The sequence below is a fragment of the Arenimonas sp. genome (genome assembly GCF_019459675.1).
Classification (GTDB): Bacteria; Pseudomonadota; Gammaproteobacteria; order Xanthomonadales; family Xanthomonadaceae; genus Arenimonas.
Map to the genome: position 1 here is coordinate 1 of NZ_JAIBFH010000019.1, position 24,041 is coordinate 24,041.

At 68.4% G+C, this 24,041-nt stretch carries 15 protein-coding genes; 5 read left to right on the forward strand and 10 right to left on the reverse strand.

Features of this window, described 5'->3' with window-relative positions; translation table 11 throughout:
- From K0M70_RS00695 to K0M70_RS00710, 4 genes are all read right to left on the reverse strand, one after another.
- Nucleotides 1-705: aconitase family protein (locus K0M70_RS00695; RefSeq protein WP_290777944.1), on the reverse strand; the 705-nt coding region annotated here is incomplete at its 3' end.
- A 132-nt stretch (nucleotides 706-837) separates the two neighbouring features.
- Nucleotides 838-1,227, reverse strand: coding sequence for a nucleotidyltransferase domain-containing protein (locus K0M70_RS00700; protein WP_290777947.1), 390 nt, complete (start codon nucleotides 1,225-1,227; stop codon nucleotides 838-840).
- Nucleotides 1,224-10,196: a neuraminidase-like domain-containing protein gene (locus K0M70_RS00705; protein ID WP_290777949.1), complete on the reverse strand. Its 8,973-nt coding sequence runs from the start codon at nucleotides 10,194-10,196 to the stop codon at nucleotides 1,224-1,226. Before K0M70_RS00705 ends, K0M70_RS00700 begins: the two co-directional genes overlap by 4 nt.
- Before the next feature lie 386 nt (nucleotides 10,197-10,582).
- Nucleotides 10,583-10,825, reverse strand: a complete 243-nt coding sequence (locus K0M70_RS00710; protein WP_290777978.1) for a hypothetical protein — start codon at nucleotides 10,823-10,825, stop codon at nucleotides 10,583-10,585.
- Nucleotides 10,826-10,956: 131 nt separating this feature from the next.
- On the opposite strand from K0M70_RS00710, the gene K0M70_RS00715 reads away from it, so the two are divergent.
- The 4 genes from K0M70_RS00715 (at nucleotide 10,957) to K0M70_RS00730 (ending at nucleotide 16,519) form a co-directional block, all read left to right on the forward strand.
- Entirely contained in the window at nucleotides 10,957-12,666 is a 1,710-nt protein-coding gene (locus K0M70_RS00715) for a BamA/TamA family outer membrane protein (RefSeq protein WP_290777951.1), read from the forward strand.
- A 179-nt stretch (nucleotides 12,667-12,845) separates the two neighbouring features.
- Nucleotides 12,846-13,043 (forward strand): hypothetical protein, encoded by a 198-nt coding sequence (locus K0M70_RS00720; protein WP_290777953.1) that lies wholly within the window; start codon nucleotides 12,846-12,848, stop codon nucleotides 13,041-13,043.
- Complete coding sequence (locus K0M70_RS00725; RefSeq protein WP_290777955.1) at nucleotides 13,040-13,747, forward strand: hypothetical protein; 708 nt, start codon at nucleotides 13,040-13,042, stop codon at nucleotides 13,745-13,747. Before K0M70_RS00720 ends, K0M70_RS00725 begins: the two co-directional genes overlap by 4 nt.
- 27 nt (nucleotides 13,748-13,774) lie before the next feature.
- Nucleotides 13,775-16,519 (forward strand): pitrilysin family protein, encoded by a 2,745-nt coding sequence (locus tag K0M70_RS00730; protein ID WP_290777957.1) that lies wholly within the window; start codon nucleotides 13,775-13,777, stop codon nucleotides 16,517-16,519.
- 113 nt (nucleotides 16,520-16,632) lie between these two features.
- Here K0M70_RS00730 and K0M70_RS00735 read toward each other — a convergent pair whose 3' ends face one another.
- Nucleotides 16,633-16,956 carry a hypothetical protein gene (locus tag K0M70_RS00735; protein WP_290777960.1) on the reverse strand — a complete coding sequence of 108 codons (324 nt, stop codon included), beginning with the start codon at nucleotides 16,954-16,956 and terminating at the stop codon, nucleotides 16,633-16,635.
- Complete coding sequence (locus K0M70_RS00740) at nucleotides 16,953-17,855, reverse strand: SDR family NAD(P)-dependent oxidoreductase (protein ID WP_290777962.1); 903 nt, start codon at nucleotides 17,853-17,855, stop codon at nucleotides 16,953-16,955. Before K0M70_RS00740 ends, K0M70_RS00735 begins: the two co-directional genes overlap by 4 nt.
- A 92-nt stretch (nucleotides 17,856-17,947) precedes the next feature.
- Between K0M70_RS00740 and queD the strand changes: the two genes are divergently transcribed.
- Nucleotides 17,948-18,313, forward strand: coding sequence for a 6-carboxytetrahydropterin synthase QueD (gene queD, locus K0M70_RS00745; protein ID WP_290777964.1), 366 nt, complete (start codon nucleotides 17,948-17,950; stop codon nucleotides 18,311-18,313).
- Nucleotides 18,314-18,322: 9 nt separating this feature from the next.
- On the opposite strand, the gene K0M70_RS00750 is transcribed toward queD, so the two are convergent.
- From K0M70_RS00750 to bioD, 4 genes are all read right to left on the reverse strand, one after another.
- Nucleotides 18,323-18,943, reverse strand: coding sequence for a TetR/AcrR family transcriptional regulator (locus K0M70_RS00750; RefSeq protein ID WP_290777967.1), 621 nt, complete (start codon nucleotides 18,941-18,943; stop codon nucleotides 18,323-18,325).
- A complete protein-coding gene (locus K0M70_RS00755; RefSeq protein ID WP_290777970.1) occupies nucleotides 18,940-22,053 on the reverse strand; it encodes an efflux RND transporter permease subunit in 3,114 nt (1,037 codons plus the stop codon). Before K0M70_RS00755 ends, K0M70_RS00750 begins: the two co-directional genes overlap by 4 nt.
- A gap of 15 nt (nucleotides 22,054-22,068) precedes the next feature.
- Nucleotides 22,069-23,262 (reverse strand): efflux RND transporter periplasmic adaptor subunit, encoded by a 1,194-nt coding sequence (locus tag K0M70_RS00760; protein ID WP_290777972.1) that lies wholly within the window; start codon nucleotides 23,260-23,262, stop codon nucleotides 22,069-22,071.
- A 152-nt stretch (nucleotides 23,263-23,414) separates the two neighbouring features.
- A partial coding sequence (gene bioD, locus K0M70_RS00765; RefSeq protein WP_290777974.1) for a dethiobiotin synthase occupies nucleotides 23,415-24,041 on the reverse strand: 627 nt, incomplete at its 5' end.

Consider the following 24,041-nt stretch of genomic DNA (forward strand, 5'->3'; position numbering starts at 1 on the left):
GGGCAGGCGCATCCACGAGGCGCGGCCCAGCATGACGTTCTCGGCCTCCAGGCCGCCCACGCCGATCGCGATCACGCCCAGCGCGTCCACGTGCGGCGTGTGGCTGTCGGTGCCCACGCACGTATCCGGATAGGCCACGCCGTCGATCACGCCGATCACCGGGCTCATTCGCTCCAGGTTGATCTGGTGCATGATCCCGTTGCCCGGCGGGATCACGTCCACGTTCTTGAACGACTTGCGGGTCCACTCGATGAAGTGGAAGCGGTCTTCGTTGCGGCGATCCTCGATGGCGCGGTTCTTGGTGAATGCATCGGGGTCGAAGCCGCCGCACTCCACCGCCAGCGAGTGGTCGACGATCAGCTGCACCGGCACCACCGGATTCACCTGGGCCGGGTCGCCGCCCTGGTCGGCGATGGCGTCGCGCAGGCCGGCCAGGTCCACCAGCGCGGTCTGGCCCAGGATGTCGTGGCAGACCACGCGCGCCGGGAACCAGGGGAAGTCCAGGTCGCGCCGGCGCTCGATCAGCTGGCGCAGCGAGGCGTCGATGTTGGCGGGTTCGCAGCGCCGCACCAGGTTTTCCGCCAGCACCCGCGACACGTAGGGCAGGCCAGCCCACGCGCCGGGCTGCAGCGCTTCCACCGCCGCGCGGGCATCGAAGAAGTCCAGGGCGGTACCGGGCAAGATTTTGCGGAACAGGCTGTTCATGGGCGGCGGTCTGGCGGAAAGTCGCCATTATCGGCGAGCCTGGCCACCCGCGTCACGGATCGACCCACGGCCGCTGCCGGGAAGGGCCCGGGCGTCAGCTTGCGCTGCGTCCGGGCACCCGCCATAGCGGCCCTACTCCGCGGCCAACGTGTGCTGGTACGGTTGATCCGGGCGAACGGCCGCCGTGGCGCCGGGCAGATGCAGTGCAACGCCATGCTGGACGACGCCACGCAGGAAAGCCGCCCGCTCGCCACGGGCATGCGCGAACTCCGTTTGCGTTGCGGGCACCAGGTCCACCCGCGGGAAACAGCCGGCCACCAGCTGTTGCCGCCGGCGCGTGAGCTCCAGGGCGTCGTCCTCGCTGGCCAGCACAACCCCCTGGACCACGTGGCGGCGCGAGGTGGCGTTCCCGCTGGCATACGAACCGAACAGCCAAACCTGCTCCGGCGAGAACACACGGACCAGGCGCGCCACCAGATTCTCCACGCTTGCCGGCAGCTCCGGCCGCTCGACCGGGCTCATGACAGCGCCAAATGCACGGCAACCACCATGCCGCGCAAGTCGCCAGGCGACAGCGACGTCCAGTCACTGGCTCCCTGCCGCCGCACCCTCAGGGAGAGCGGCTGCAGCGCCAGCGAGGGCACCGCGAATGTCGCGCTGGACAGGATGGCGTTCGCAGACACCGGCGTTGCGATCTGGGATGCCGTCGGGAACGGCGCCAGCAGCGCGACTTCGAAGCTGCCGCCGTCGTCGCTGAACAACTTCAGCTCGCACTGCGTGATCATCGCCGTGCGGCCCCGCGCCACCGGTGGCAACAGCCCGCGCCGCAGCGGAAGCATGAACGTCTGGGTCGAACCGCCGCCCGCCATCAACGCCTCCCACGCCTCGGGGAAATCTTCCATCGCGTCAAACGCCACGACCACGCTGGCCGGCGCTGCCGCGTGAACCGCCGCCTGCGCTGCCTGTGCCAGCGCCGGACCGCCGTCCAGCGCGGTGTAGTGCAGGTGCAGCTTGACGTCTTTCACGGTCGACAGGTCGAGCGCGTTGCGCGAGGCGGGCAGCTCCAGCTTCCACAGCCCGATCGCGCCCGCGTTCTCGAACGGCACGTAGCGCGGGTCCGACAAGCTGCCGCCAATGTCGCGCCGGAACACGCCGGGGTCGTTGATCGCATTGCCGGTGACGATGCCCTGCACTGCCGCGAACTGGTCGGCGAACCGCGGGTCAGCAGCGGGCGCCGGCTGGCGCGGATAGCCGCTGCCGATCGCAGGCTGCAGGCGGACGCTGTTGGCCAACAGCGTAGCAACGCAGACGACGTTGTCGTCTTCGGAGGCGCCCGGCCGCGCCACCGTAATGCCCACCCGGGCAAGCCTGCGCTGGTAGTGCCCCGGGTAGTCCCGATCGAACAGGCGCTCATCCAGCGGCAGTTCGCAGGTTCCGGTGGTCAACAGCGTGAACAACCGGTCCGGGAACTCCTCGAGCATTGACACCGTGCGGGTGATTTCCTTCCGCCGGCCGTTGAGCTCCAGATAGGAAGACTCCAGGCGACGCAAGTCGTGGGCCAGGTGTTCGCCGGCGAGCAAGCCGCGCCGCAGGCTGTCCCAGCTGCCCGGCCCGATGAGGCTGCTTTCCACCAACCCCAGTTCGAAACGGTAGCAGCGCTCGGCGCGGTGTGCCATCGCCGTCGCCAGCCGGTAGGCGGAGAAATAGACGGTGGACAGCTGCCCGACCATCCAGTCGTAAAGCGCCTCGCTGCCGAAGCGCGACTGCAGGTAATCGCGCTCGCTGTCGAGGTCGGCCGCGGCCTTTTCGTGCAGTTCGAGCTGGCGCTCGGCGATCAGCACCTTCAACTCGGCGGCAGCCAATTCCTGGCTGCCGGTCTTGATATCGTACTCAGCTTCCTTCGCCAGCTTCTTGTACTCCTTTGCCTTCTTTTCTGCCTCGGCGAAGGTCTTTACGATTTCGGCACCCTTGTCTACGGACTCGATGAACTTCTCGCCAGCACCGATGCCCTTCATCATCGCTTCGGAAATCGGTGGCCCGCCGGTGGTTGCGCCAGCCTGCGGAGACCCGCCGATGCCAGCCGCGCCGATCAGGAAGCCGGGGATCGCACCTATTCCGCCCGCGATCAACTTCCCCACCACGACCCCCAGCTTCAGCGCCACAAGCAAGCTCTTCATGGTCACCGCGGTGATCTCGAGCTCAGACATGAACGGTGCCGATTCGGCGGACTCCTTGCGGTAATCCGCCCACTCGATCGCGTACTCAACGGCCTTCTTGAGCGCCTTGGCCTCTTCGATCTGCCACTTCAGTATCTGCCCGGTGTCGGCCTGAACGCGCCGCCGCTGGGACACCAGCAGCGCATCCAGCGCCGCACCGTCGCGGGACTCCAGCGCCCCGAGCAGGTCGTTGCCGAGCGACTGAACTGCCGACGTGTAGTCCAGCGCACGCTGGTGCAGCTCGGTGAAGCGGTAGTGCGGCAGTGGCGCCGCCAGGCTGCGCAGCACGCTGCCCAGGTCCATGCCGCCGGCCCGCGCGCGCACCAGAAGCGCCGGGTCTATGGGCGCGTCGAATAGCGCCAGCAGCAGCTCTTCGCCACCCAGCCCGCGGCAGTGGCGCAGTTTGAACAGACGGTCGGCGACGGTGTCCCAGTAGGCCAGCAGCTTTTCGTTGGGCGGAATCTTGAAGTAGAACGTCTGCGGCGACGGCAGCGGCGGTCCGCCTGCTCCACCGCCCGTGCCGGTGCCGGACGGCACCAGGTTCTCGATGTTGACCAGCGCGTTGGCCATGGCGTCCAGCTGGGGCTCGAGCTCGGTCCACGACGCGGCTGCGCGGGCGGGTGGCGGCACCTGCTGGGGCTTCGGCCCCAGGATCTCGCCGGCAACCACGTAAAGCAGCGTCGCTTCGTTCAAGGCCTCCCGGGAGTTGGTCGCGAACAAAGCGTCGCCCCACGCGATCAGGTTGTCGAGGTAGGACATCACGACGCGCTTCATGTAGGCCACGGGTCGCAGGTCGGCGAGCAGGTACGGGTTGAAGGGATCGGTGCGCCAACGTTCCACCTGGCCCACCGCGGCAGGATCCCGCCTGTTGACCGCGGCCAGCAGTTGGTCGATGCGCGAGGCGAGCACCGCGGTCGAGTTCAGCTCGGCCAGGGGGCGGGTGATCCAGTAGCGCTGGGGCACGGGCTCCACGCTGGCGCGCGTCGGGTTGAACACGTGGTGGAACCAGTCGCGCGCCTCCTCGAAGCGCTGGTTCTGGGCGAGGCGATTGGCTACCGCCAACGGCAGGTGGAGGAACAGCTCCCAGTTGTAGCCGGCGTACGGCGCGTCGTAGTTGAAGTCAACCGTGTCGGTGTTGCTGCCCCAACGCACGCGCGTGGCAACCGGGCCATAGGTCGTATTAAAAGCGAACGGCGCCGGATCGGGCAGCACGGCGCCCGGATCACGCTGCAAGGCAGGCGCGAAGAAGGCCTCGAAACCGCCGCTGGAAAGCACGTGCCGGAAGGTGCGGACGAAGGGGTGGTAGAAACGGGTGAACGTGAAGCGCAGCTGCGTAGGCAGCGAGCCCGGCACCGACGGCGGCACCGTGTTCCAGAGGCTGCCGTGCCGCCAGTAGCGGGTCGGCTCGACAAACCAGCTGCGCTGCGGGTCGTTCAGGACGAAGGGCGACTCGGGCGTGAAAGGCAGGTCGTTCGCCAGACCTGCCACGCGGAATGGCAGCGGAACCCGGGCCAGCAGCACGCCTGTCGTGACCGTGGCCTGGAACGACAGCTCATCGGTCGCGGCTGTCGATGACGCGGTCTGGTGCGCCACCAGGGAGCCGGCCTCCGGGCGCATGCCCGGCTCGGGCGGCAGTCTCGGCTCGGCCTGGGGCTCGGGCAGCACGATCAGGTCGCTGGCGCGCGGGCCATACAGCAGGCGGGCACGCTCAAGCAGGTTGGTTGGCCCCGTACCGGCATCGACCCGAAGATCACGCAGCTGTAGCGAGCCGAAACGGCCGTCGAACACCGCGCGTCCCAGGTGCACCGCGTGATCGACGGTCAACGAATCCGAGGCACCCAGGATCCCGGCGATAGCCGCCCTGATGACGTCGTCAATGGTCGTGGGTCCCACCCGGAAGACATCGATCAGCAGGCTGCTGCCGCTGGGCTGGACCTTGAGCGTGTACAGCCGTTCGACATCCGCATCGTTGGTGGTTTGGCCCGCGTAGAAGTATGGCTTGTCGAACAGGGATTGGCCCGCAACGCCGGGCGGCGTCCAGGTGCCGTCGCGGAAGCTGCTGGCGTAGACCCGCAGCTCCACATGCCGGTCGGCCTGCTCACTGTCGCGCGCTGGACCGGTGCTGGCGGGAGGCAGCCGCTGCTGCGGTTCGGGCGTCACGAAGGCTTGCATCCAGAACAGGTGCAGTCGCCCTGCGTAGAACGCCGGAGTTGCGTTCTGCGTGGCGATCTCGACCGGGATCTTGGTCCACGGTGACCATTGCCGATGGGCGAAGCGACGAAGGAAGTATTCGGCGGGATCGCCTGGCGACCGCCCGACCACGTACAGGTTGCCGGTGCGCGGTTCGCTGCACATGCCGGTGACACGCAGCCGGGCCACGCCCGACAGCCGGTCCAGGTAACCAAGCGCCGCAGTCTCGAGGGCGTCCTTGGTGCTTTCGCGCTGGCTCATTTCGTGGTCGAGCGCCACGAAGATTTCCGAGCGGGTTGGGCGCTGCGGCTCCATCAGCCAGTTCTCTGGCCACAGGAACACCTTCCGCCCCGCTTCCCACACCCGGTAGCGCGACATCCAGCGCCACTGGTCCCAGCCATCGTCCACGTCCGGGTCGGCGACGACGTCCCGCTCAAGGTTCATCAATGCGCGCTGCACGAACAGCTGGATCGACGCGTAGGCCTGCACGACCCGAGTGGTAACCTGGCAGGGCGACATCTCGACGTCCAGCAGGAAACGTCCGAACAGATCGGCGCTGTCGACGCCCCACACCGGTACGCCGGCCGAATCCCTGCGGCCCAGCAGCCACCAGCGCAGCGCATCGCGGCGGCGGATGCGCAGCGGATCCATGATCGAAGGCGCCAACGCCAGCCACTCCTCGCTCGCATAGCGGCTGCGCAGCGCCTGCCAGGCCTCGTTGGCCTGCGCCTGCGTGGGCGCCGGCGCGCTTCCCCAGTCCAGCAGCTGGGTGGCCGACGCGCCGGTCACCAGCGTCATGCGCAGGATGCGCCGCAGACGCTCATAGCTTTCGACGTTAAGCCAAGCAGGGGTGCCCGGCCCGACCGTAAGGACGATGCCCATCCTGGCCGCGGCCGTTGCAACGTCGGACGGCCGCCAGCCGGTGATCGCGGCCAGGGCTGCATGGATCGCGGCGTCCGTGGCCAGGCCACCGGAGACGATAGCCGCCACCAGGTCGCGCAGCGAGGCGATCGCCGGCACCGGCACCTGGTTGGAAAGGGCGAGGCGATCGAACGCCCGGTCCAGCAGAACGAACCGCGTGGTCACCTGCCAAGCCGCGAGCAGGACGGCGGGCTGGCCGGGAAGGACGGGCAGCGCGGCCAGGTCTGCAGCGCCGATGTCGGCCGCATGCGCCAGCTGCCAGGACAGCTCGTCATGGCTCAGGCGCAGGCCGCGCACCACCAGCGACACCTTGTCGAGCACCCTCATGGCGTCGAAGGCCTCAGGCATGGCGGTGGGGGTGACGTCCTGCAGGTAGGCGCCGGTGACCGGATCCCGCGCGATCAGCGCCGGGTCGGTCAGGGTCGCCAACAGGGGCGAGGACGTGCCGGGCCGATTGAGGTCCCGGAGCAGTCGTGCTGCGATGTCATCGGCAAGCGAGAAGCCGCCGGCGACGGCGGTGATGACGCGGGTTTCCGTCAACCAGGCCACCAGCGGCGTCAGCAGAGCCTGGGCGCGCGTGGCGATCTCGGCTTCGCGCGGGCCAGGCGGGACGGCGGGCGACGCCAGGGGCAAGGCCAGTGCAGCCTGCGCGGCGGTGATGCCCATGAAGGCGGCGAAGTGCGTTGCGATGAATGCGTTGCGGTCGCCGGCACTGCCGCTGAAGCTGCCGTCGACGATCGCCATCGCCGTGGCCAGCAGCGTTCCGACGCGCAGTGAAGGCAGCGTTGCCAGCTGGCGCTCGAGGGTCGCCACCAGGGGATCGCCCGCATTCACGACATCGTCGTTAACCTGCTGCAGCGCCAGGCGCACGGCGGTGATGGTTTCCGAAAGCTGCGGCACGGCGCGGCCTGCACCGGTGGCATCATGGGTCAGTACGTGGCGCAACGTCGGCAGGGCCAGGCCGGCACTCACGATCTCGACGGTGCGCTCTGCGAACGCCAGGCTTGCCGCGGGTGAAGAAAATGCCGCGGTGAAACTGCCGCCTGCCAGATAGGCCGCGTCGTCCTGTCCAAGCCGAAGCGCTCGCGCCAACTGGACGCGGCGGTGGATGATGCCGAGGTTGGCAAGCGTCAATTCGCCGTCGGTGGCGCCAGCCAGCACAGCGGCCTCATCGGGCGAAAGCGACAGTGCGGCCCGGATGGTTTCCAGGTGGTCGACCAGGGCCGCCGGTGGCGCGGCGGTCAGCAGGGTGGGCAGGGCAAGGGCCGGATCCGGCGGCAGCAGCGGATCCTCGAACAGTCGGGAGTACAGCGATGGCAGCACCTCCCCGTCCGCCAACAGCCGCGGCGTGGTGCCGATGTCCTGCCAGAGGGCCACAAGCCGCTCGATCGGAAGCTCGGTGGCGGCCTGCAGGCGATCGACCGTGAACAGCGCTGCGAGGGTTGCGTCGGTGATATCGCCGGCACCCACCGCGCTGCACAGGATCAGTTCGTCCAGCTCCCACATGGCCCAGGGCACGCGACGCCAAAGGCGCAGGAACCGGTGGATACGATCGAGCCGGCTGTCGTCCAGGCCGACGAGGCGCTGGCTGCTGGTGTCGCAGCTGTCGTCGACACCCGATATCGAAATGGCTGCGCCGCTGCCGTGGATCCAGCGGCAGTCAAGCAGCTGACGGAGTTCGTCATAGCCCAGCTGTGCCGAGGAAAGGAAGGCCGCGACCGGCTCCAGGTCGATGCGCGGCGTGGCGGAGTTCCAGACTTCGGCCAGGGTCTTCCCAGAGGTGCCGGTGACCAGGGCCTGCTCGAACGCCGGCATCGAGAAGCGTGCGGCGGCCAGACGGGACGCCTGCGCCGGCGTGGGCGCGACGCCGACGCTGTCCGCGGCCTGGCGCAGCTGCCAGAACGGCAGGTCGGAGCGCGCAAGCAGCGTGGAAAGTTCATCGAACGGCCTGTCATACGGCAGGTAGTGCGGGAAGCACGCCGTCGCCAGTTCAACATAGGCCGCGTCATTGACGTGCTCGGGCAGAGCGCGCAGCTCCGCCGCGGAGCGGGTCGTCTGCCGGCGCAGGGGCGTGGCCGGCGGCGCAACCGCATCCTCCAGCAGCTCGTTGACCAGGTCGATATAGGGCAACGGCGTATTGGTGTTCGCACAGTCGAGCTTGAGGTGCAACAGGTCGGGGCGACGGGACGCGAGAACCGCCAATGCCGTCGTGGCCGGCGCGCCCGACGGCGAGAGCCGGCGGTTGCGCAACCAAAGCAGCAGGTCAGTGACATAGGCCGAGGGACTGAGGATGGACGTGCACGGATCGACCGCGCACGTATCCTGCGAACCGAACAGGTTGGCCAATGAGGGATTGCGCTTGATCGCCGACTCGATGGGCTCGCCGAACGGCGCGGCAGGCCCGGTGGCCGCGGGATAGATGCCCGAAAGCGCCCTGTTGTACTGGATCATCATCGCCATGCTCGCCGCATGGCGCATCTGGGCGACCTCGTGGATGCGATTGGCTTCGACCGGACTCAGGCCATGCTTGGTCAGGATCCCGGCGATCTGACGGCGACCCAGCGCCTGCAGGCTGGCGGCGGAGTCGAGCCCCGCCTCGATGAGGGTTGCGCCAACGCGGGCGTCGCGGGAAATCCGGATAACTCGCTGCATCCGCTCCACCTCTTTGACGACGCTGGCGCGAGCGGCGGGCGTGATGCCTTCAAACGCTTTCTCGCCATGGTCCTCCAGCCAGCGGCCGAGGTTGGCGCGAGTAAGGTCGAGCCCCGGGCTGTTGCGGTAGAAGGCGGCCAGGGACGCCTGCACTTTCTTGGGCGCCAGCTGCTTGCGTTCGATCTGCACGGCCAACGCGGAGGTGGGATAACGACGCTGCACCCGCTCATGGATCTCGCGGGCATAAAGCACTTCGGGCGAGTCTTCCCCTGAAGCCTGGATGTTGGGGGGGACGCCTTCCTTTCCCGCCGCGCGGACGAGCTTGAGCCAATCTTCGAAGTCCAGCCGCGCAAGGGACGGCAGGCCGTCCTCCTTGGTTTCGTCCAGGTGCCGGGTAACGGCCTGCAGCATGGGCAGGTGATTCTTGACCAGCGCGCCGACATCCAGGGTCCGGCGCAACGACTCAACCTCCGCCGGCTCAAAGCCGGAGTCCTTCTCCGCCAGGGCCTCCCAGAATCGATTTGCCGATCCGGCATGCGCCTGCCAACGGGTGACGAAACGCCCCTGCTTGTCGGTGGGAAGCCCGGCGACGCCCAGCAGGGAAGACAGCACCGTCTTGCCGGTGCCGAAGGGTGCGTCGAGACTGCGGGCTTCGCGCAGCGCGGCGAACCGCGCCAGCAACATGTCGCTTGAAGGCGCCAGCGACGAGGGAATTATCCGACCACCAAAGCTGCGCTTGAGGGTAGTCGCCAGCAGGGGTTCGTCGAGCGCCACCAGCCGGTCGCCAATATGGGCCACCAGGGCATCGATCATTTTGAATCTATCGCTGGCCTCCAGGAGCGGTTGGGGCAGACCGGCCGGCACGCCCAAGCGAAGGAATCCATAAACGACGGCGGCCGGAATCTTCAGCCGGTCGGCGACCCGTTCGGCCACGACCAGTCGCATGATCACTTCGCTTGAAATCGACAATTCGGCGGCGAGGAACGCGATGTCGCCGTGCTGGTCATCTTCCACCAGGTCTGCGAGCGGCATCTTGCCAAGTGCTGGCGCCAGGCGAGCGAGAAAAGCGCTGTGCTCGTCGTTCTCCAAGGGTGCCAGCCGCAGCGTAAGGTCCTCCAGCTCGGCAACAGGAAGCACTTCGCTGCATGCCTGGGGCAGCGGTTCGCCGCCCTGGCCGGACTTCCTGGTCCGCGCCTTCGAACCCGGCTTGGGCTCGTTGACCGCCGCCAGCGCGCAGACGCGCGCGCGCATCGACACCGGTGCATCTGCCGGGATCTTCAACGCCAGCTTGAAGGCACCGCGCGCATCGGTCCTGCCTTCGGCGAGCTGCTGCTCGCCGCGCAGGCGCGGCCAGATAGCCGTGACGAGGATGTCGGGAACAGGACGTCCATCGGGATCCAGGACTTGTCCGCTGGCGAAATAAGTTCGGGTGGTGACAGGCATGACGCAATTCTCCGGGGGGCGAGAAGGACGAAAATGCGACGCAGCGCGCGTCGAGAGCGAGTCAGGCAAGGCGCGCCCGGGGGGAAGCGCGTCATAGGAAAAGAACGGAACCGTGCAGGTGCGACGGACATTCACGCCGCGGCGGGCAAATAATTTTCGCGTGAGCGAAAAACAGCTGAATCGGCGCGTGAACCGCGACTATCTGCACTGTCGCTGTTAGGGCCACTCAGCAGCCCGGGACGATGAGATGCCGGGGCCTACCGCACGCTCGCGCACGGACCGATCGCGCGACTGTTCGGTCTACGTCATGCCCGGCCCGCCGTGGCAACGTAACGCGAACGGGAGCCAGGCCAGTTGGCTGCGCTCCCGTTGCAACCCAGGCCAGTCTTCATGCCGGCGCGCCGCCCAAAAATACGGGCCCTCCGGGCCATCGGTTGCCGCCAGCCCGGCCAGGTCTAAGTGGCGGCGATGCCCGGCTTCGGAATGAAGCGGAAGCAGTCTTCGTTCCGTCGGTCTTCGATGGCACGGTTCTTTGTGAAGGCATCGGGCTCGCAGCGGCGCACCAGGTTTTCCGCCAGCACCCAAGACACGTAGGGCAGGCCGTTCCAGGCGCCGGGCTGCAGCGCCTCGACGGCGGCGCGGGCGTTGAAGAACTGCAGTGACGTACCGGGCAGCGACTTGCGGGAGGTGATGTTCATGGCGGCCCCGGAGTCGTAAGGCCGTCATGATCCGGGAACCGACGGAAGCGGGTCACCCTACGTCTTGACGCGGGCAACGGCCGTTTGATTTTCATCAAGTTCGGCAAGGGCTGATGTGTCAGGATCGAATCATGGCCGAATCCCTGCTGTGGTGCTGCTTCCCCTCACAGCGGCGCTCATCGAGCCGTGCAGGCCTTCTCACGTGCGTGCTGCTGGCGGGGATGGGGCTGGCAGCACTGCCGGCGCCGGTCCTGGCCGCCGCGGTGCAGCCTGCGGCTGAACGCGCCGCCGGCGTTCCCGACGACGCCACGCTGGAAGCCGCCGGCGCCGTCATCGGCTCGATCACCATCGTCCGCAGCAACGTCTTCGACACCGCGCTGGACGAGGAAGACAAGGCTCCCTACCGCATCGCCAACCGGCTGCACGTACTTACCCGCGAATCGGTAATCCGCAAGCAGCTGCTGTTTGCGCCGGGCGATCGCTATTCGCACCGCCTGCTCGAGGAAACGGCCAGGCTGCTGCGGGCCCAGACCTACCTGCGCGAAGCCGAACTGCGCCCCGTTCGCTATGCCGACGGCGCGGTGGACATCCGGGTGGAAACCCGGGACGTCTGGACCCTCAACCCGGGCATCTCGGGCGGCCGCAAGGGCGGCTCCAACAGCTTCGGCCTCGAGTTGGAAGAGAACAACCTGTTGGGTACCGGCGCTTCACTGGCGCTGTCGCGACGCACCGACAGCGATCGCAACGAGACCCTGCTGCGCTACGCCAACGAGCATCTTTTCCGGCCCTGGATCGGCCTGACTGCGGAAATCAACCAGAACAGCGACGGCAACGGCGGCGCGCTGGGCGTGCAGAAAACCTTCCACGCACTCGACACCCGCCGCGCCTGGGGTCTGTCGGGCGAACAGCTCAGCCTGACCCAGGGCCTGTACGCCCGCGGCGACAAGCTCAGCGAGTTCCGGCAGAAAAACCAGGACTTCAACGCCTGGTGGGGTTGGTCACGCGGCCTGCGCGAAGGGCACGTCAGCCGCTACTCGGTCGGCGTGCGCAGGCTCGAACGCCAGTTCCAGCCCTCGCTTGATCCGCTGCTGGTTGGCCCCCTGCCCGAGGACCGCAACCTGGTGGGGCCCTGGATCAGCATCGAATCGATCCGCGACGACTGGGCGCTGCTGCGCAACTACGACCAGATCGGCATCACCGAGGATGAACTGCTGGGCCGGCGCTACCTGGTGCGGGTGGGTCGCTCGGACACGGGCCTGGGCGCCGACCGTGACGCCTGGTGGCTGGAGGCAGAAGCCAGCCGCGGCTACCGCCTGCAGGAGCGCTCGCAGCTGCGCCTGTCGTCGGCGCTGTCCGGACGCTGGGAAGACGGCGACAGTCGCGACCTGCGGCTCACCGGCAGCGCCCGCTTCTATCGTGAAACGGGCCGCCACCGGCTGTTCTTCGCCACCCTGGACGGGCAGTACGGCCACAACCTCGATCTCGACAATCCCACCTACCTGGGCGGGGAGAACGGCCTGCGCGGCTACCCGCAGCGCTGGGCGGCCGGCGAAAGCTTTGCCCGCCTCAGCGTCGAACAGCGCTATTACACCGACTGGTTCCCCTGGCGTTTGTTCCGGGTGGGCGGCGCCATCTTCGCCGACGTCGGCCGCACCTGGGGCCGCAACGGCCTGGGCACGGAAAACCCCGGCACGCTGGCCGACATCGGCGTCGGCCTTCGCCTGAGCAACAGCCGCAGCGCGTTTGCCCGGGTGATCCACGTCGACCTGGCGATCCCGCTCGATTCCGACCCGTCGCTCAAGAACGTCGAACTCCTGGTCGAGGCGCGCCGGGAGTTCTGAGCGGCGGCGTCCGCCGCGCCGGCACCGCCATGCAGTTGGAATGAACGCCGCCCCGCGAGCGGGCAATCTGCATGCATGCGCGCGGCAGAGCCCCCGTCCAGCCGCATAAGCCGTCGCCTTCGGAGCTGGCACGAATCCTGCTGGTCTACCCGGTACGCCCCCGTGCCGGAGCCTCTTTCATGACCGTTCTCATGCGCGAAGACCTCAACGATGCCGACATCGCCTGGGCTGCCGCCGATGCGTCCGTCGGCAGGGTGGTCAACCAACTGCTGCATGCCCGCCAGGTTCTGGGAATGGATCACGCCCAGGCGGCGTCGACGTCCAGGCAGTGCGAAGTGATAGACCCTGCCGAGCTGCGCGCGAGGGGCGCCCTGTGATCGCTCGGGCGCTGATGGCGATCGCCCTGGTGGCGTCGGTGGGCATTGTCTCGCCGGAGCCCGTACTTCCCCCCGCAGGCGTGGCGCCGGCGACCGTTGCTTCGGCCGACCCGATGGCAAGGCTGCACGACGCGGTGGAAACAGCGACCCGTCGCCAGGTGCCTGGCGCAGTGGGCAGCGATTGGGTCCTGCACCGCATCGATCGTTCGGAACCGGGCATCAATGGCCGCGAGTTCATCGTCGCCAGCGGCGTCATCACTACGGCCGGCGCGCCCGACACCCGCATGCGGCTCACGGGCTACTACGATCCAGCCACCGGCCAGCTGGGGCCTGTGTCGTTCAAGCTGCAGCCTGCCGCAGCCGCGGCACGCCCCGCCGACAGCGGCTGGAGCGTGCAACAGGCCGTGCAGCACGCGTTCGGCGAAGTGCTGCCCGACCAGGACATGCACTTCGTGCTGGAATCGGCGCAGGCTTCGCGGGTCGAAGGCGGCGGCCGCCGGTTCGAGGGCTCGGGCATCGGCACCTGGGGCGAGGGCGACACGCGCTTCATCGCCTTCGAGCTGACGCTGTCGGCGCGGGGCGAACTGGTGGAGTTCGACTACAGCACGCCCGGCCCAGTCCAGGACAACGACGATGTCGCGGAGCAACTGGCGCTGGAGCCCGTGTCGCGTGCTGGGCAAGCCGCGGCCGTGCCGATAGATTAGGCGTCCGACCCCGCCCGCGAGACCCCCATGTGCCGACTGATGCTGATCGCCACCCTGCTGGTGGCGACCGCCCTGCCCGCCACGTTCGCCACCGCGCAGACGGCCACCGCCGACGACCACCTCGCGCCGCTGCGCATCCCGCACCACAAGTTCGTGCTCGACAACGGCCTGACCGTGCTGGTGCACGAAGACCCCAGCGTGCCGCTGGTGGGCGTGAATCTCTGGTACCACGTGGGCTCACGCAATGAAGTGCGCGGCCGCACCGGTTTCGCGCACCTGTTCGAACACTTCTTCTTCAACGGCAGCGAAAACTATCCGCACGGTTTCCGCGAGGCCATGGACGACCTGGGCGCGAACAACCGCAACGGCACCACCAGCACCGACCGCACCAACTTCTTCGAAGACGTGCCGACGTCAGCGCTGGAGCGCACCCTGTACCTTGAGGCCGACCGCATGGGCTTCCTGGCCGGCAACCTCAGTGAAGAAATGCTGGAGCGCGAGCGCGGCGTGGTGAAGAACGAAAAGCGCCAAGGCGAAAACCAGCCCTATGGCCGCGTCTGGCCGCGCATTTCGGAAACCATGTACCCGTACTCGCATCCCTACAGCTGGTCCACCATCGGCAGCATGGCCGACCTGGACGCGGCCAAGATGGAAGACATCCGCCAGTGGTACACCGACTACTACGGCCCCAACAACGCCGTGCTGTCCCTGGCGGGCGACATCACGCTGGCGCAGGCCAAGGCGCTGGTGACCAAGTATTTCGGCGGCATTGCGCCCGGCAAGCCGATCGCGCGCCAGCGCGAATGGGTGCCGGTGCTCGACGCCGACATCCGCGACAGCATGCAGGACCAGGTGCCGCAGACGCGCATCTACCGCGCCTGGCACCTGCCGCCGATGGGCCAGCGCGCCACCCACGCCATGCAGCTGTTCGGCAGCGTGCTGGCGGGCAGTGAAAGCTCGACCCTCGACCGGCAACTGGTGTTCGAGAAGGGCCTGGCCACCAGCGTGCAGGCCGGCGTGCAGGACAGCGAACTGGCCAGCCTCTTCCTGGTGGTGGCCAGCGTGCGCCCGGGCGTGGACCCGGCCGAACTCGAGCGCGAGCTCGATGCGCTGCTGGCGAAGTCGCTGGCCGAGCTGCCCGACGCCGCGGCCATCGACCGCGCGCGCACCGGTGAAGTGGCCGCGTTCGTGCGCGGCAAGGAGCGCCTGGGCGGCTTCGGCGGACGTTCCGACGTGCTGGCCGAAAGCGCCACCTACTTTGGCGACCCCGAAGGCTACCTGCAGCGCTTCCGCGACTACCGCGCCATCACCGCTGCCGAGATGCGCGATACCGCGAAAGCGTGGCTTTCGCGCCCCAGCTACACGCTCCAGGTCGATCCGTTCCCGGCGCTGAAGGCCACGTCGAGTGACCTGGACCGCTCCAAGCTGCCCGCCCTCGCCGCGGCACCCGAAGTCACGTTCCCCGAGGTGCAGCGCGCCACGCTGTCCAACGGCCTGAAGGTGGTGCTGCTGGAGCGCCACTCCGTGCCGCTGGTGAACCTGATGCTGGCCGTGGACGCCGGCATCGCCGCCGACCCGGCCGATGCGCGCGGCACCGCCAACTTCGCCCTGGAGCTGCTGCTCAAGGGCACGAAAACGCGCGATGCCTTCCGCATCGCCGACGAGCGTGACGCCCTGGGCGCGCAGCTGTCGGTTGGCAACGGGCTGGACCAGACGTTCGTACGGCTGGGTGCACTGCGCGGCAACCTCGCCGGCTCGCTGGACCTGATGGCCGACGTGGCGCTGAACCCGGCCTTCCCGGCCGACATGGTGGACCTGCAGCGCAAGCAGCAGCTGGCCGCCATCGCGCAGCAAAGGGCCAACCCCGGTGCCGCGGCGCAGCGCGTGCTGCCGACCCTGCTGTACGCGCCGGGGCATCCGTATTCCGGGCCCGGCGGCGGGCTGGGCACAGAGGCGTCGGTGGCGGCCCTGTCCCGCCAGTCGCTGGCCGATTGGCATTCGCGCTGGTTCGTGCCGGCCACCGCCACCGTGGGGGCGGCCGGCGACATCACCCTGCCCCAGCTGGTGAGCGAGCTTGAGCGCAGCTTCGGCGGCTGGCGCGGCGGCGCGGCACCCACCAAGGCCGTGGGCCCCAGCACGTCGCCGGGCCGCGGAACGGTGCACCTGATCGACAAGCCCGGCGCGCCGCAAACCGTGATCGTGGCGGCGCAGCTGGCCTCTCCCTCGGGCCAGGCCGACGACCTGGCGCTGGAAACGGTGATGCGCAACTTCGGCGGCATGGCCACCGCGCGCCTCAACCGCAACCTGCGCCTGGACAAGCACTGGTCGTACGGCGCCTACGGCGGCGTGAACGGTGCCCGCGGCCCGCGCACCTTCGTGGTGAACGCGCCGGTGCAGACCGACAAAACCAAGGAAGCCATTGTAGAAGTGGTGCGCGAGATCAAGGGCGTGGCCGGCGAGCGGCCGCTGGCGGGCGAGGAGTACGACAGCATCCTGCGCAGCCAGGTGGCGCGCCTTCCCGGACGCTACGAAACGCTGGACTCGTTGGTCAGCGCCGCGCTGGACATCGTCAACACCGGCCGCGACCCGGGCTACTACGCCGATTACGCCCGCAACCTGTCGGCGCTGCAGTCGGACGCGCTCAACGCCGCGGCGGCGGGCGTGGTGAAGCCGGGTGAACTCACCTGGGTGATCGTGGGCGACCTCCAGGTGATCGAGGCCGGCATCCGCGAACTGGAGTTGGGCGAGGTGCGGCGCATCACCGTGGAGTAAGTTCCCGCGTGGACCCACGCGCGCGCCTTTTCCCGGAGCTCGGGACAAGGCGCGCTGCCGCCACGCCGATCGGGTTGCCCTTGCCGAAGAACGGTCTACTGCCCTGCGATGGATTATCTGCGCCGGATCCAGAGCAGGACATGGTAGAGGGCGAGCAAGGTCACATAGCCAACCGAAGTGGGGACGGCGAGCAGCAATGCCGCCATGACCAGCAGCGAGGTTTGGTCAATCCTCGCATTCAGCTCCATGAACATCAGGCCATAAAGGCCAGCGCAGAAGACACCGATCAGCACCATGACCAGCGGCTCGCCCTTGTGCCAGACGGGCTGCGTGGTCTCGGCGAGCTCGCGTTGGCGGACCCGCCGGAACACCGGAAAAATGACCAACGCCGAAGCGGCGATGACGAACACCAGCAGGTTGAGGATCAGGTCGATCATCGAAGCACGCCGGTCAGTGCCTCGCTCAGCGCCACCAGCCGCTTGCGCGCCGCCGGATCGGCGGGCTGCGGATCCATCGGCGGGACCGGCTTGCCCTGCAGGTAGAAGGCGCCGGCCTCCAGCGCGGGCGCATGGATCAGGCCCATCACGTGGTCGCGGCCTTCGGCCACCGTGGTGCGCGGCGGAATGCCCAGGCCTTCCACCATGGTGGTGTTCATCAGCGTGGCCGGGTGCAGGGAAATCATGGTGATGCCGTCGGCGGCGAAGGCCGGGGCCAGCTCGACCGTCATGGACACCTGGGCGAGCTTGCTCTGGCCGTAGCCGCGCTTGGAGGCACCCGGCTTCTCCAGCATCACGTCGTCGAAGTCGATGGCGTGGGCGCTGCCCGAAGCGACGTTGACGATGCGCGACGGGGCCGCGGCCGCCAGGTTCGGCCGCAGCCTGTTTACCAGCACCCAGCCGGCGAGGTAGTTCACCGCGAACTGCAGCTCGTGGCCGTCGGCGCTGACGCGGCGGGGCTGGTCGTCGTTGAAGGCGATGCCGGCGTTGTTCACCAGCAGGTCGAGTTTTGGTGTGGTGGCGGCGACCTTGTCGGCGAACTCGCGCACGCCCTGCATCGAGGCGAAGTCGGCGGCGATGAAGCGGGCCGAGCCCTTGCCGGACTTCGTGATTTCGTCCACCACCGCCTGGCCGCGCTCGGCGTTGCGGCCATGCACGATCACGTGGGCGCCGTCTGCCGCCAGGGCCAGCGCCAGTTCGCGGCCAAGGCCATCGGTGGAGCCGGTGACCAGGACCGTCTTGCCGGCGTAGGAAACGGACGGCAGTGGCGTCAGGGCCTGGGCGCGGGGAAGCAGCAGCACGAGGACGGCGACCAGCGAAGCAAGGATCAGGGTGCGCATGGGCGTTCTCCCGGGACGGTCGCCGCAGCATAGGCCCGTGCCGGAGGACACTCAAATGCCGCGCCGGGCGGCCCCGCCGGGGCCGGGATACAATGCCGGCCATGGATATCTACAAAGTCTTCCGCATCGAAGCCGCCCACCGGCTGCCCAACGTCCCGCCCGGCCACAAGTGCGCGCGGCTGCACGGGCATTCCTTCGCGGTGGAGCTGCACGTGGGCGGCACGCCCGACCCGCACACGGGCTGGATCATGGACTTCGGCGACATCAAGGCGATCTTCAAGCCCACCTACGAGCGCCTGGACCACAACTACCTCAACGACATCCCGGGCCTCGAAAATCCCACCAGCGAAAACCTCGCGCGCTGGATCTGGGACGAGATCAAGCCGCAGCTACCGGCCCTGTCGCTGGTGGTGGTGCACGAAACCTGCACCTCGGGCTGCCGCTACGCCGGCCACTGAAAACCGGGGTCAGGTCAGCAGGGTGTCGCAGACGGCGTCGAGGCTGCGTCGCAGCTGCTGCGGGTCCATCGACGGGTCGCGGATCCAGTTCAGGATGGCGCCGTCCACCAGGCAGCGCAGCACGATGGTGCGCTGCTGCACCTGGGCTTCGTCCAGCACCTTGCCCGAGGCGCGCGCGTCGCGCCGGATCACGTCCGACAGGTCGCACCACACCGACTGTTCGTTGGTCGCCAGCACCGCGGCCACGTCAGGATCGCGGGTGGCCTCGGCGGTGATTTCCAGGAACAGGATCGGGTCGAACTCACTGCCGAACCGCGTGCTGCTGTCGCGCCAGCGTTCGAGCTTGCCCATCACCAGGTCCACCAGCGCGTGGCAGGACTCGATGCCGGCCAGCGCTTCGCCGCGGCCCTGGCGCTGTTCTTCCACGATGGCGTGGACGATGGCGGCCTTGTTGGTGAAGTAGCGGTAGATCAGGCCCTGGCTCATGCCCGCCGATTCGGCGATGGCGGCGATGCTGGCGCCGTGGAAACCACTTTCGGCAAAGCAGCTGCGCGCCGCATCCAGGATGCGGGTGCGCTGAACCAGCGCGCGCTGCTCGGCCTTGCTGGGGGAGTTGGCCGCGAGGTTCATGACGCCGCCTTCTTGCGCGCGGTCAAACGACGCACCGCCACGAAGAACAGCGGGATGAAGAAGATGCCCAGGAACGTGCCGGCCAGCATGCCGCCGACCACGCCCGTGCCGATGGCTTTCTGCGCGCCCGAACCGGCACCGGTGGCCAGGGCCAGCGGCAGCACGCCGAAGCCGAAGGCAATGGACGTCATCAGGATCGGCCGCAGGCGGTCGCCAATGGCGGCCAGCGTGCCCTCCACCAGGTCCATGCCCTTCTCGACGTTGGCCTTGGCAAACTCGATGATCAGCACCGCGTTCTTCGAAGACAGGCCCACCGTGGTCAGCATGCCCACCTGGAAGTAAACGTCGCGCTCCAGCCCGCGCATCCAGGTGAACAGCACCGTGCCCAGGATGCCCAGCGGCACCACCAGCAGCACCGAAGTGGGGATGGTCCAGCTTTCATACAGCGCCGCCAGGCACAGGAACACGATCAGCACCGACAGCGCGTACAGCAACGGCGTCTGCGCGTTCGCGGCGCGCTCCTGGTAGCTCTGGCCGCTCCACTCGATGCCGAAGCCCTGCGGCAGTTCGCCGGCGATGCGCTCCATCTCGGCCATCGCGTCGCCCGAGCTGATGCCCGGGGCCGGCGTGCCGGTGATGTTGATCGCCGAGGCGCCGTTGAAGCGCTCCAGGCGCGGCGAACCGAATTCCCAGCGGGTGGTGGCGAAGGACGAGAACGGCACCATCTCGCCGGCGGCGTTGCGCACGTACCACTGGCCGAAGTCCTCGGGCACCATGCGGAACGGCGCGTCGGCCTGCACGTACACGCGCTTCACCCGGCCACGGTCGACGAAGTCGTCGATGTACTGCCCGCCCCAGGCCACGGTGAGCGTGCTGTTGATGTCGGCCACGGAAACGCCCAACGCCTCGGCCCGCTCGTTGTCGATGTCCAGGCGGAACTGCGGCGTGTCTTCCTGCCCATTGGGGCGTACGCCCATCAGCAGCTTGCTCTGCCCGGCGGCACCCAGCATCTGGTTGCGTGCCGCCACCAGCGCCTGGTGGCCCGCGCCCGCGTTGTCCTTGAGGTAGAGGTTGAAGCCGCCGGACGTGCCCAGTTCGGTCACCGGCGGCGGCGCCAGCGCGAACACCATGGCGTCCTTGATCTGGCTGAAGCGGCCCATGGCGCGGCCCACCAGCGCGTTGACGCTGGATTCGGGCGTGGTGCGCTCGTCCCAGTCCTTGAGCTTCACGAACACCATGCCGTTGTTCTGGCCGCTGCCGGCGAAGCTGAAGCCCTGCACCGAGAACGTGGACACCACGTGCTCCTTCTCGTCCTGCAGGTAATGGCGCTCCACTTCTTCCATGACTTTCTGGGTGCGTTCCTGGGTGGCGCCCACCGGGGTCTGCACGATGGTGAACAGCACGCCCTGGTCTTCGTCGGGCAGGAAGGACGACGGCAGGCGGGAATAGACGAACACCATCACCAGCGCCAGCAGGCCGTACAGCACCAGGAACCGGCCGCTGCGGCGCAGCATCATGCCGACGAAGCCCTGGTACTTCTTGTTGCCGGCGTCGAACTTCTTGTTGAACCAGCCGAAGAAGCCCTTCTCGCCGTGGTGTTCGCCCTTCTTGAGCGGCTTGAGCATCGTGGCGCACAGCGCCGGCGTCAGCACGATGGCCACCAGCACCGAAAGGCCCATCGCGGAAACGATGGTGGCGGTGAACTGGGGGTAGATCACGCCGGTGGAGCCGGTGAGGAAGGCCATCGGGATGAACACCGCCGCCAGTACCATGCCGATACCCACCAGCGCGCCGGTGATCTGGTCCATGGACTTGCGCGTGGCTTCGAGCGGCGACAGCCCCTCTTCGCTCATCAGGCGTTCCACGTTCTCCACCACTACGATGGCGTCGTCCACCAGCAGGCCGATGGCCAGCACCATCGCGAACATGGTCAGCATGTTGATCGAGAAGCCCAGCGCCAGCAGGATGGCCAGCGTGCCCAGCAGCACCACCGGCACCGCGATGGTGGGGATGAGCGTGGCGCGGAAGTTCTGCAGGAACAGGAAGATGACCAGGAACACCAGCACCACGGCTTCGATCAGGGTCTTGACCACTTCGTTGATCGAGACGCGCACGAACGGCGTGGTGTCGAACGGGATGACGACCTTCAGGCCCGGCGGGAACGACGGCTTCATCTGCTCCATCAGCTCGGCCATGCCGTCGGCCGTGGACAGCGCGTTGGCGTTGGTGGCCAGCGAAACCGCCACGCCCGAGGCCGGCTGGCCGTTGTAGCGGCTGATCACCGAATAGCTTTCCGAACCCAGCTCCACGCGGGCCACGTCGCCCAGCCGCAGCACCGAACCGTCCACGTTGCTGCGCAGCACGATGTCGCGGAACTGTTCGGGGGTCTGCAGCCGGTCCTGCGCGGTGATGGTGGCGTTGATCTGCTGGCCGTCGATGGCCGGCGTGCCGCCCAGCTGGCCCACGGCCACCTGGGCGTTCTGCGCGCGCACGGCGGCGATCACTTCGGCCGGCGCCATCTTGTAGGTGTTGAGCTTGCCCGGGTCGAGCCAGATGCGCATGGCGTACTTGCCGCCGAACACCTGCACGCTGCCCACGCCCGGCACCCGGCTGAGCGGGTCGACGATGTTCGACGAGACGTAGTCGGCGATGTCGCCGCGGTCCATGCTGCCGTCCTCGGACACGAAGCCCAGCACCTGCAGGAAGCCCGAGCTGGCCTTGGTGACGCCGATGCCCTGCTGCTGCACCACCTGGGGCAGCAGCGCGGTGGCGCCCTGCAGCTTGTTCTGCACCTGCACCTGGGCGATGTCGGGGTCGGTGCCGGTCTTGAAGGTCAGCGTGACGCTGACGCTGCCGTTGGAGTCGCTGGTGGACGACAGGTAGTCCAGGCCGTCCAGGCCCGTCATCGACTGTTCGATGATCTGCGTCACCGAGTTTTCGACCGCCTGCGCGGACGCACCCGGATAGTTGGCGTTGATGGTGACCGACGGCGGCGCGATGGTCGGGTAGCGCGAGATCGGCAGCTGGGTCAGCGCCAGGATGCCCGCGAGCATCAGGATGATCGCGATGACCCACGCGAAGATGGGGCGATCGATGAAGAACCTTGCCATGGGGATGCTCCGCCTTTACTTGCTGGCCGCGGCGGCGGGCGCCGGCGGGGACGGAACCGAGGCGCCGGCCGTGGCCGCCGCAGCTTCCACGGCCTTGGCGTCGCCGCCCGGCTGCACTTTCTGCAGGCCCTCGACGATCACGCGGTCGCCGGCGCGCAGGCCTTCGTCCACCAGCCACTGGTCGCCGATGGTGCGGCTGGCCTGCACGACGCGCTGTTCCACCTTGCCTTCCGGCGTCACCACCATCGCCACGGCCTGGCCCTTGGCGTCGCGGGTGATGCCCTGCTGCGGGGCCAGCACGCCGTTCGGGCGCTGGCCCATGTCCACCACCGCGCGCACGTACATGCCCGGCAGCAGGAAGTTCTCGGCATTGGGCACCCGCACGCGCAGCGCGTAGCTGCCGGTGGTGGGGTCGACGGTGACGTCGGCGAACTCCATGCGGCCGTCCTGGCCGTAGTCACTGCCGTCTTCGAGCAGGATCTTCACCGGCACGCCGTCGCCGCGCTCCAGGGTGCCGGCGGCCATTTCCTTGCGCAGCGCCAGCAGCTCCGAGCTCGACTGCGCCAGGTCCACGTACATCGGGTCCAGCTGCTGGATGGTGGCCAGCGCCTGCGCCTGGTTGGCGGTGACCAGCGCGCCCTGGGTGACCGAGGACTTGCCGATGCGGCCGCTGATGGGCGCGGTGATGTGGGCATAGCCCAGCGTCACTTCGGTGGCCTGCAGGTCGGCGCGCGCAGCGGCGACGTCGGCCTGGGCCTGCTGGAAAGCGGCGGCGGCACGCTCGTTGTCCTGGGCGCTGACGAGTTTGGCGGCGGCCAGTTCCTTCGAACGGTTGGCCGACAGGCGCGCCGAGGTCAGCGCGGCCTGCGCCCGGGCCAGGCCGGCGCGGGCGCTGTCGCGGCTGGCGCGGTAGGCGGACGCGTCAATGTCGTACAGCGCGTCGCCGGCCTTCACCATCGAGCCTTCTTCGAACAGGCGGCGGGTGATGATGCCGGTGACCTGCGGCCGGACCTCGGCCACCAGGAAGGGCGTGGTGCGGCCGGCCAGTTCGCGCGTCAGGCGTACGGGCTGGTCCTTGAGGGTGACCACGGCCACTTCGGGCGTGGGCATGGCCTCCGGCGCGGGCTCGCCGCCGCAGCCGGACAGTGCCAGCGCACCGGAAACGGCGAGCAGCAGGGAAAACCGGGACGCGGTGCGGACAGTTGCCATGGAAACCTCGATCTGGAGCGACGGGGACGGGGCAGCCCAGGCAGGCGCCCGCGTCATAGAATGAATGAACGGTCATTCTATTTTCTAAATATGAACTGTCAAGTCCATTAAGTTCCGAAAGCCGGATCCGGCGGGACTGGCGCGGGGCTGGTTCAGCCGACGGACAGTTTCGCGGCCAGGCTGGCCGGGGACGCCCCGGGAGCATGCGGCAGCACGCCCAGGCAGGGCACCGGCAGCGCCTGGGCCACCAGCTGGATGTAGCGCGGCTCCAGCCCTTCGACGTTGCTGCCGATCCAGCCGTGCAGGCGGCAACCGTCGGCCTGGATGGCCCGGGCGGTCAGCCGGGCGTGGTTGAGGCAGCCCAGCTTCAGGCCCACCACCAGGATCACCGGCAGGTCCAGGGCGCGCACCAAGTCGGCCTGCTCCAGGTCGTCGGCCAGCGGGGCCAGCCAGCCGCCCACTCCCTCCACCACCACCTGGGCGGACAGGGCCTGCAGCGATCGGTAGGCCTCGAGCATGGGCCCCAGGTGGATCTGGACACCGGCGCGCTCGGCGGCGATCTGGGGCGCCGTGGGTTCGGGCAGGGCGTAGGGATTGACCAGCGCATAGGCCGGCCGGGGATCACTGGCCGCCTGCAGCGCCAGCGCGTCGTCGTTGCGCAGGCCCTCGGGCGTGGCTTCGCAGCCCCTGGCCACCCGCTTAAATCCCACCGCGCTGGCGCCGCCCGCGCCCCGGGCGGGCAGCACCGCCCCCCAGGCGTTAGTATTTCCCACCCCCGG

Bases quoted from the DNA above. Each gene is read 5' to 3' on its own strand.
- K0M70_RS00710 (WP_290777978.1), bottom strand. From the start codon at position 10,825: ATGAACATCACCTCCCGCAAGTCGCTGCCCGGTACGTCACTGCAGTTC.
- queD (WP_290777964.1), top strand. From the start codon at position 17,948: ATGCCGGCCATGGATATCTACAAAGTCTTCCGCATCGAAGCCGCCCAC.
- K0M70_RS00760 (WP_290777972.1), bottom strand. From the start codon at position 23,262: ATGGCAACTGTCCGCACCGCGTCCCGGTTTTCCCTGCTGCTCGCCGTT.
- K0M70_RS00755 (WP_290777970.1), bottom strand. From the start codon at position 22,053: ATGGCAAGGTTCTTCATCGATCGCCCCATCTTCGCGTGGGTCATCGCG.
- K0M70_RS00715 (WP_290777951.1), top strand. From the start codon at position 10,957: ATGGCCGAATCCCTGCTGTGGTGCTGCTTCCCCTCACAGCGGCGCTCA.
- K0M70_RS00730 (WP_290777957.1), top strand. From the start codon at position 13,775: ATGTGCCGACTGATGCTGATCGCCACCCTGCTGGTGGCGACCGCCCTG.
- K0M70_RS00735 (WP_290777960.1), bottom strand. From the start codon at position 16,956: ATGATCGACCTGATCCTCAACCTGCTGGTGTTCGTCATCGCCGCTTCG.
- K0M70_RS00700 (WP_290777947.1), bottom strand. From the start codon at position 1,227: ATGAGCCCGGTCGAGCGGCCGGAGCTGCCGGCAAGCGTGGAGAATCTG.
- K0M70_RS00720 (WP_290777953.1), top strand. From the start codon at position 12,846: ATGACCGTTCTCATGCGCGAAGACCTCAACGATGCCGACATCGCCTGG.
- K0M70_RS00740 (WP_290777962.1), bottom strand. From the start codon at position 17,855: ATGCGCACCCTGATCCTTGCTTCGCTGGTCGCCGTCCTCGTGCTGCTG.
- K0M70_RS00750 (WP_290777967.1), bottom strand. From the start codon at position 18,943: ATGAACCTCGCGGCCAACTCCCCCAGCAAGGCCGAGCAGCGCGCGCTG.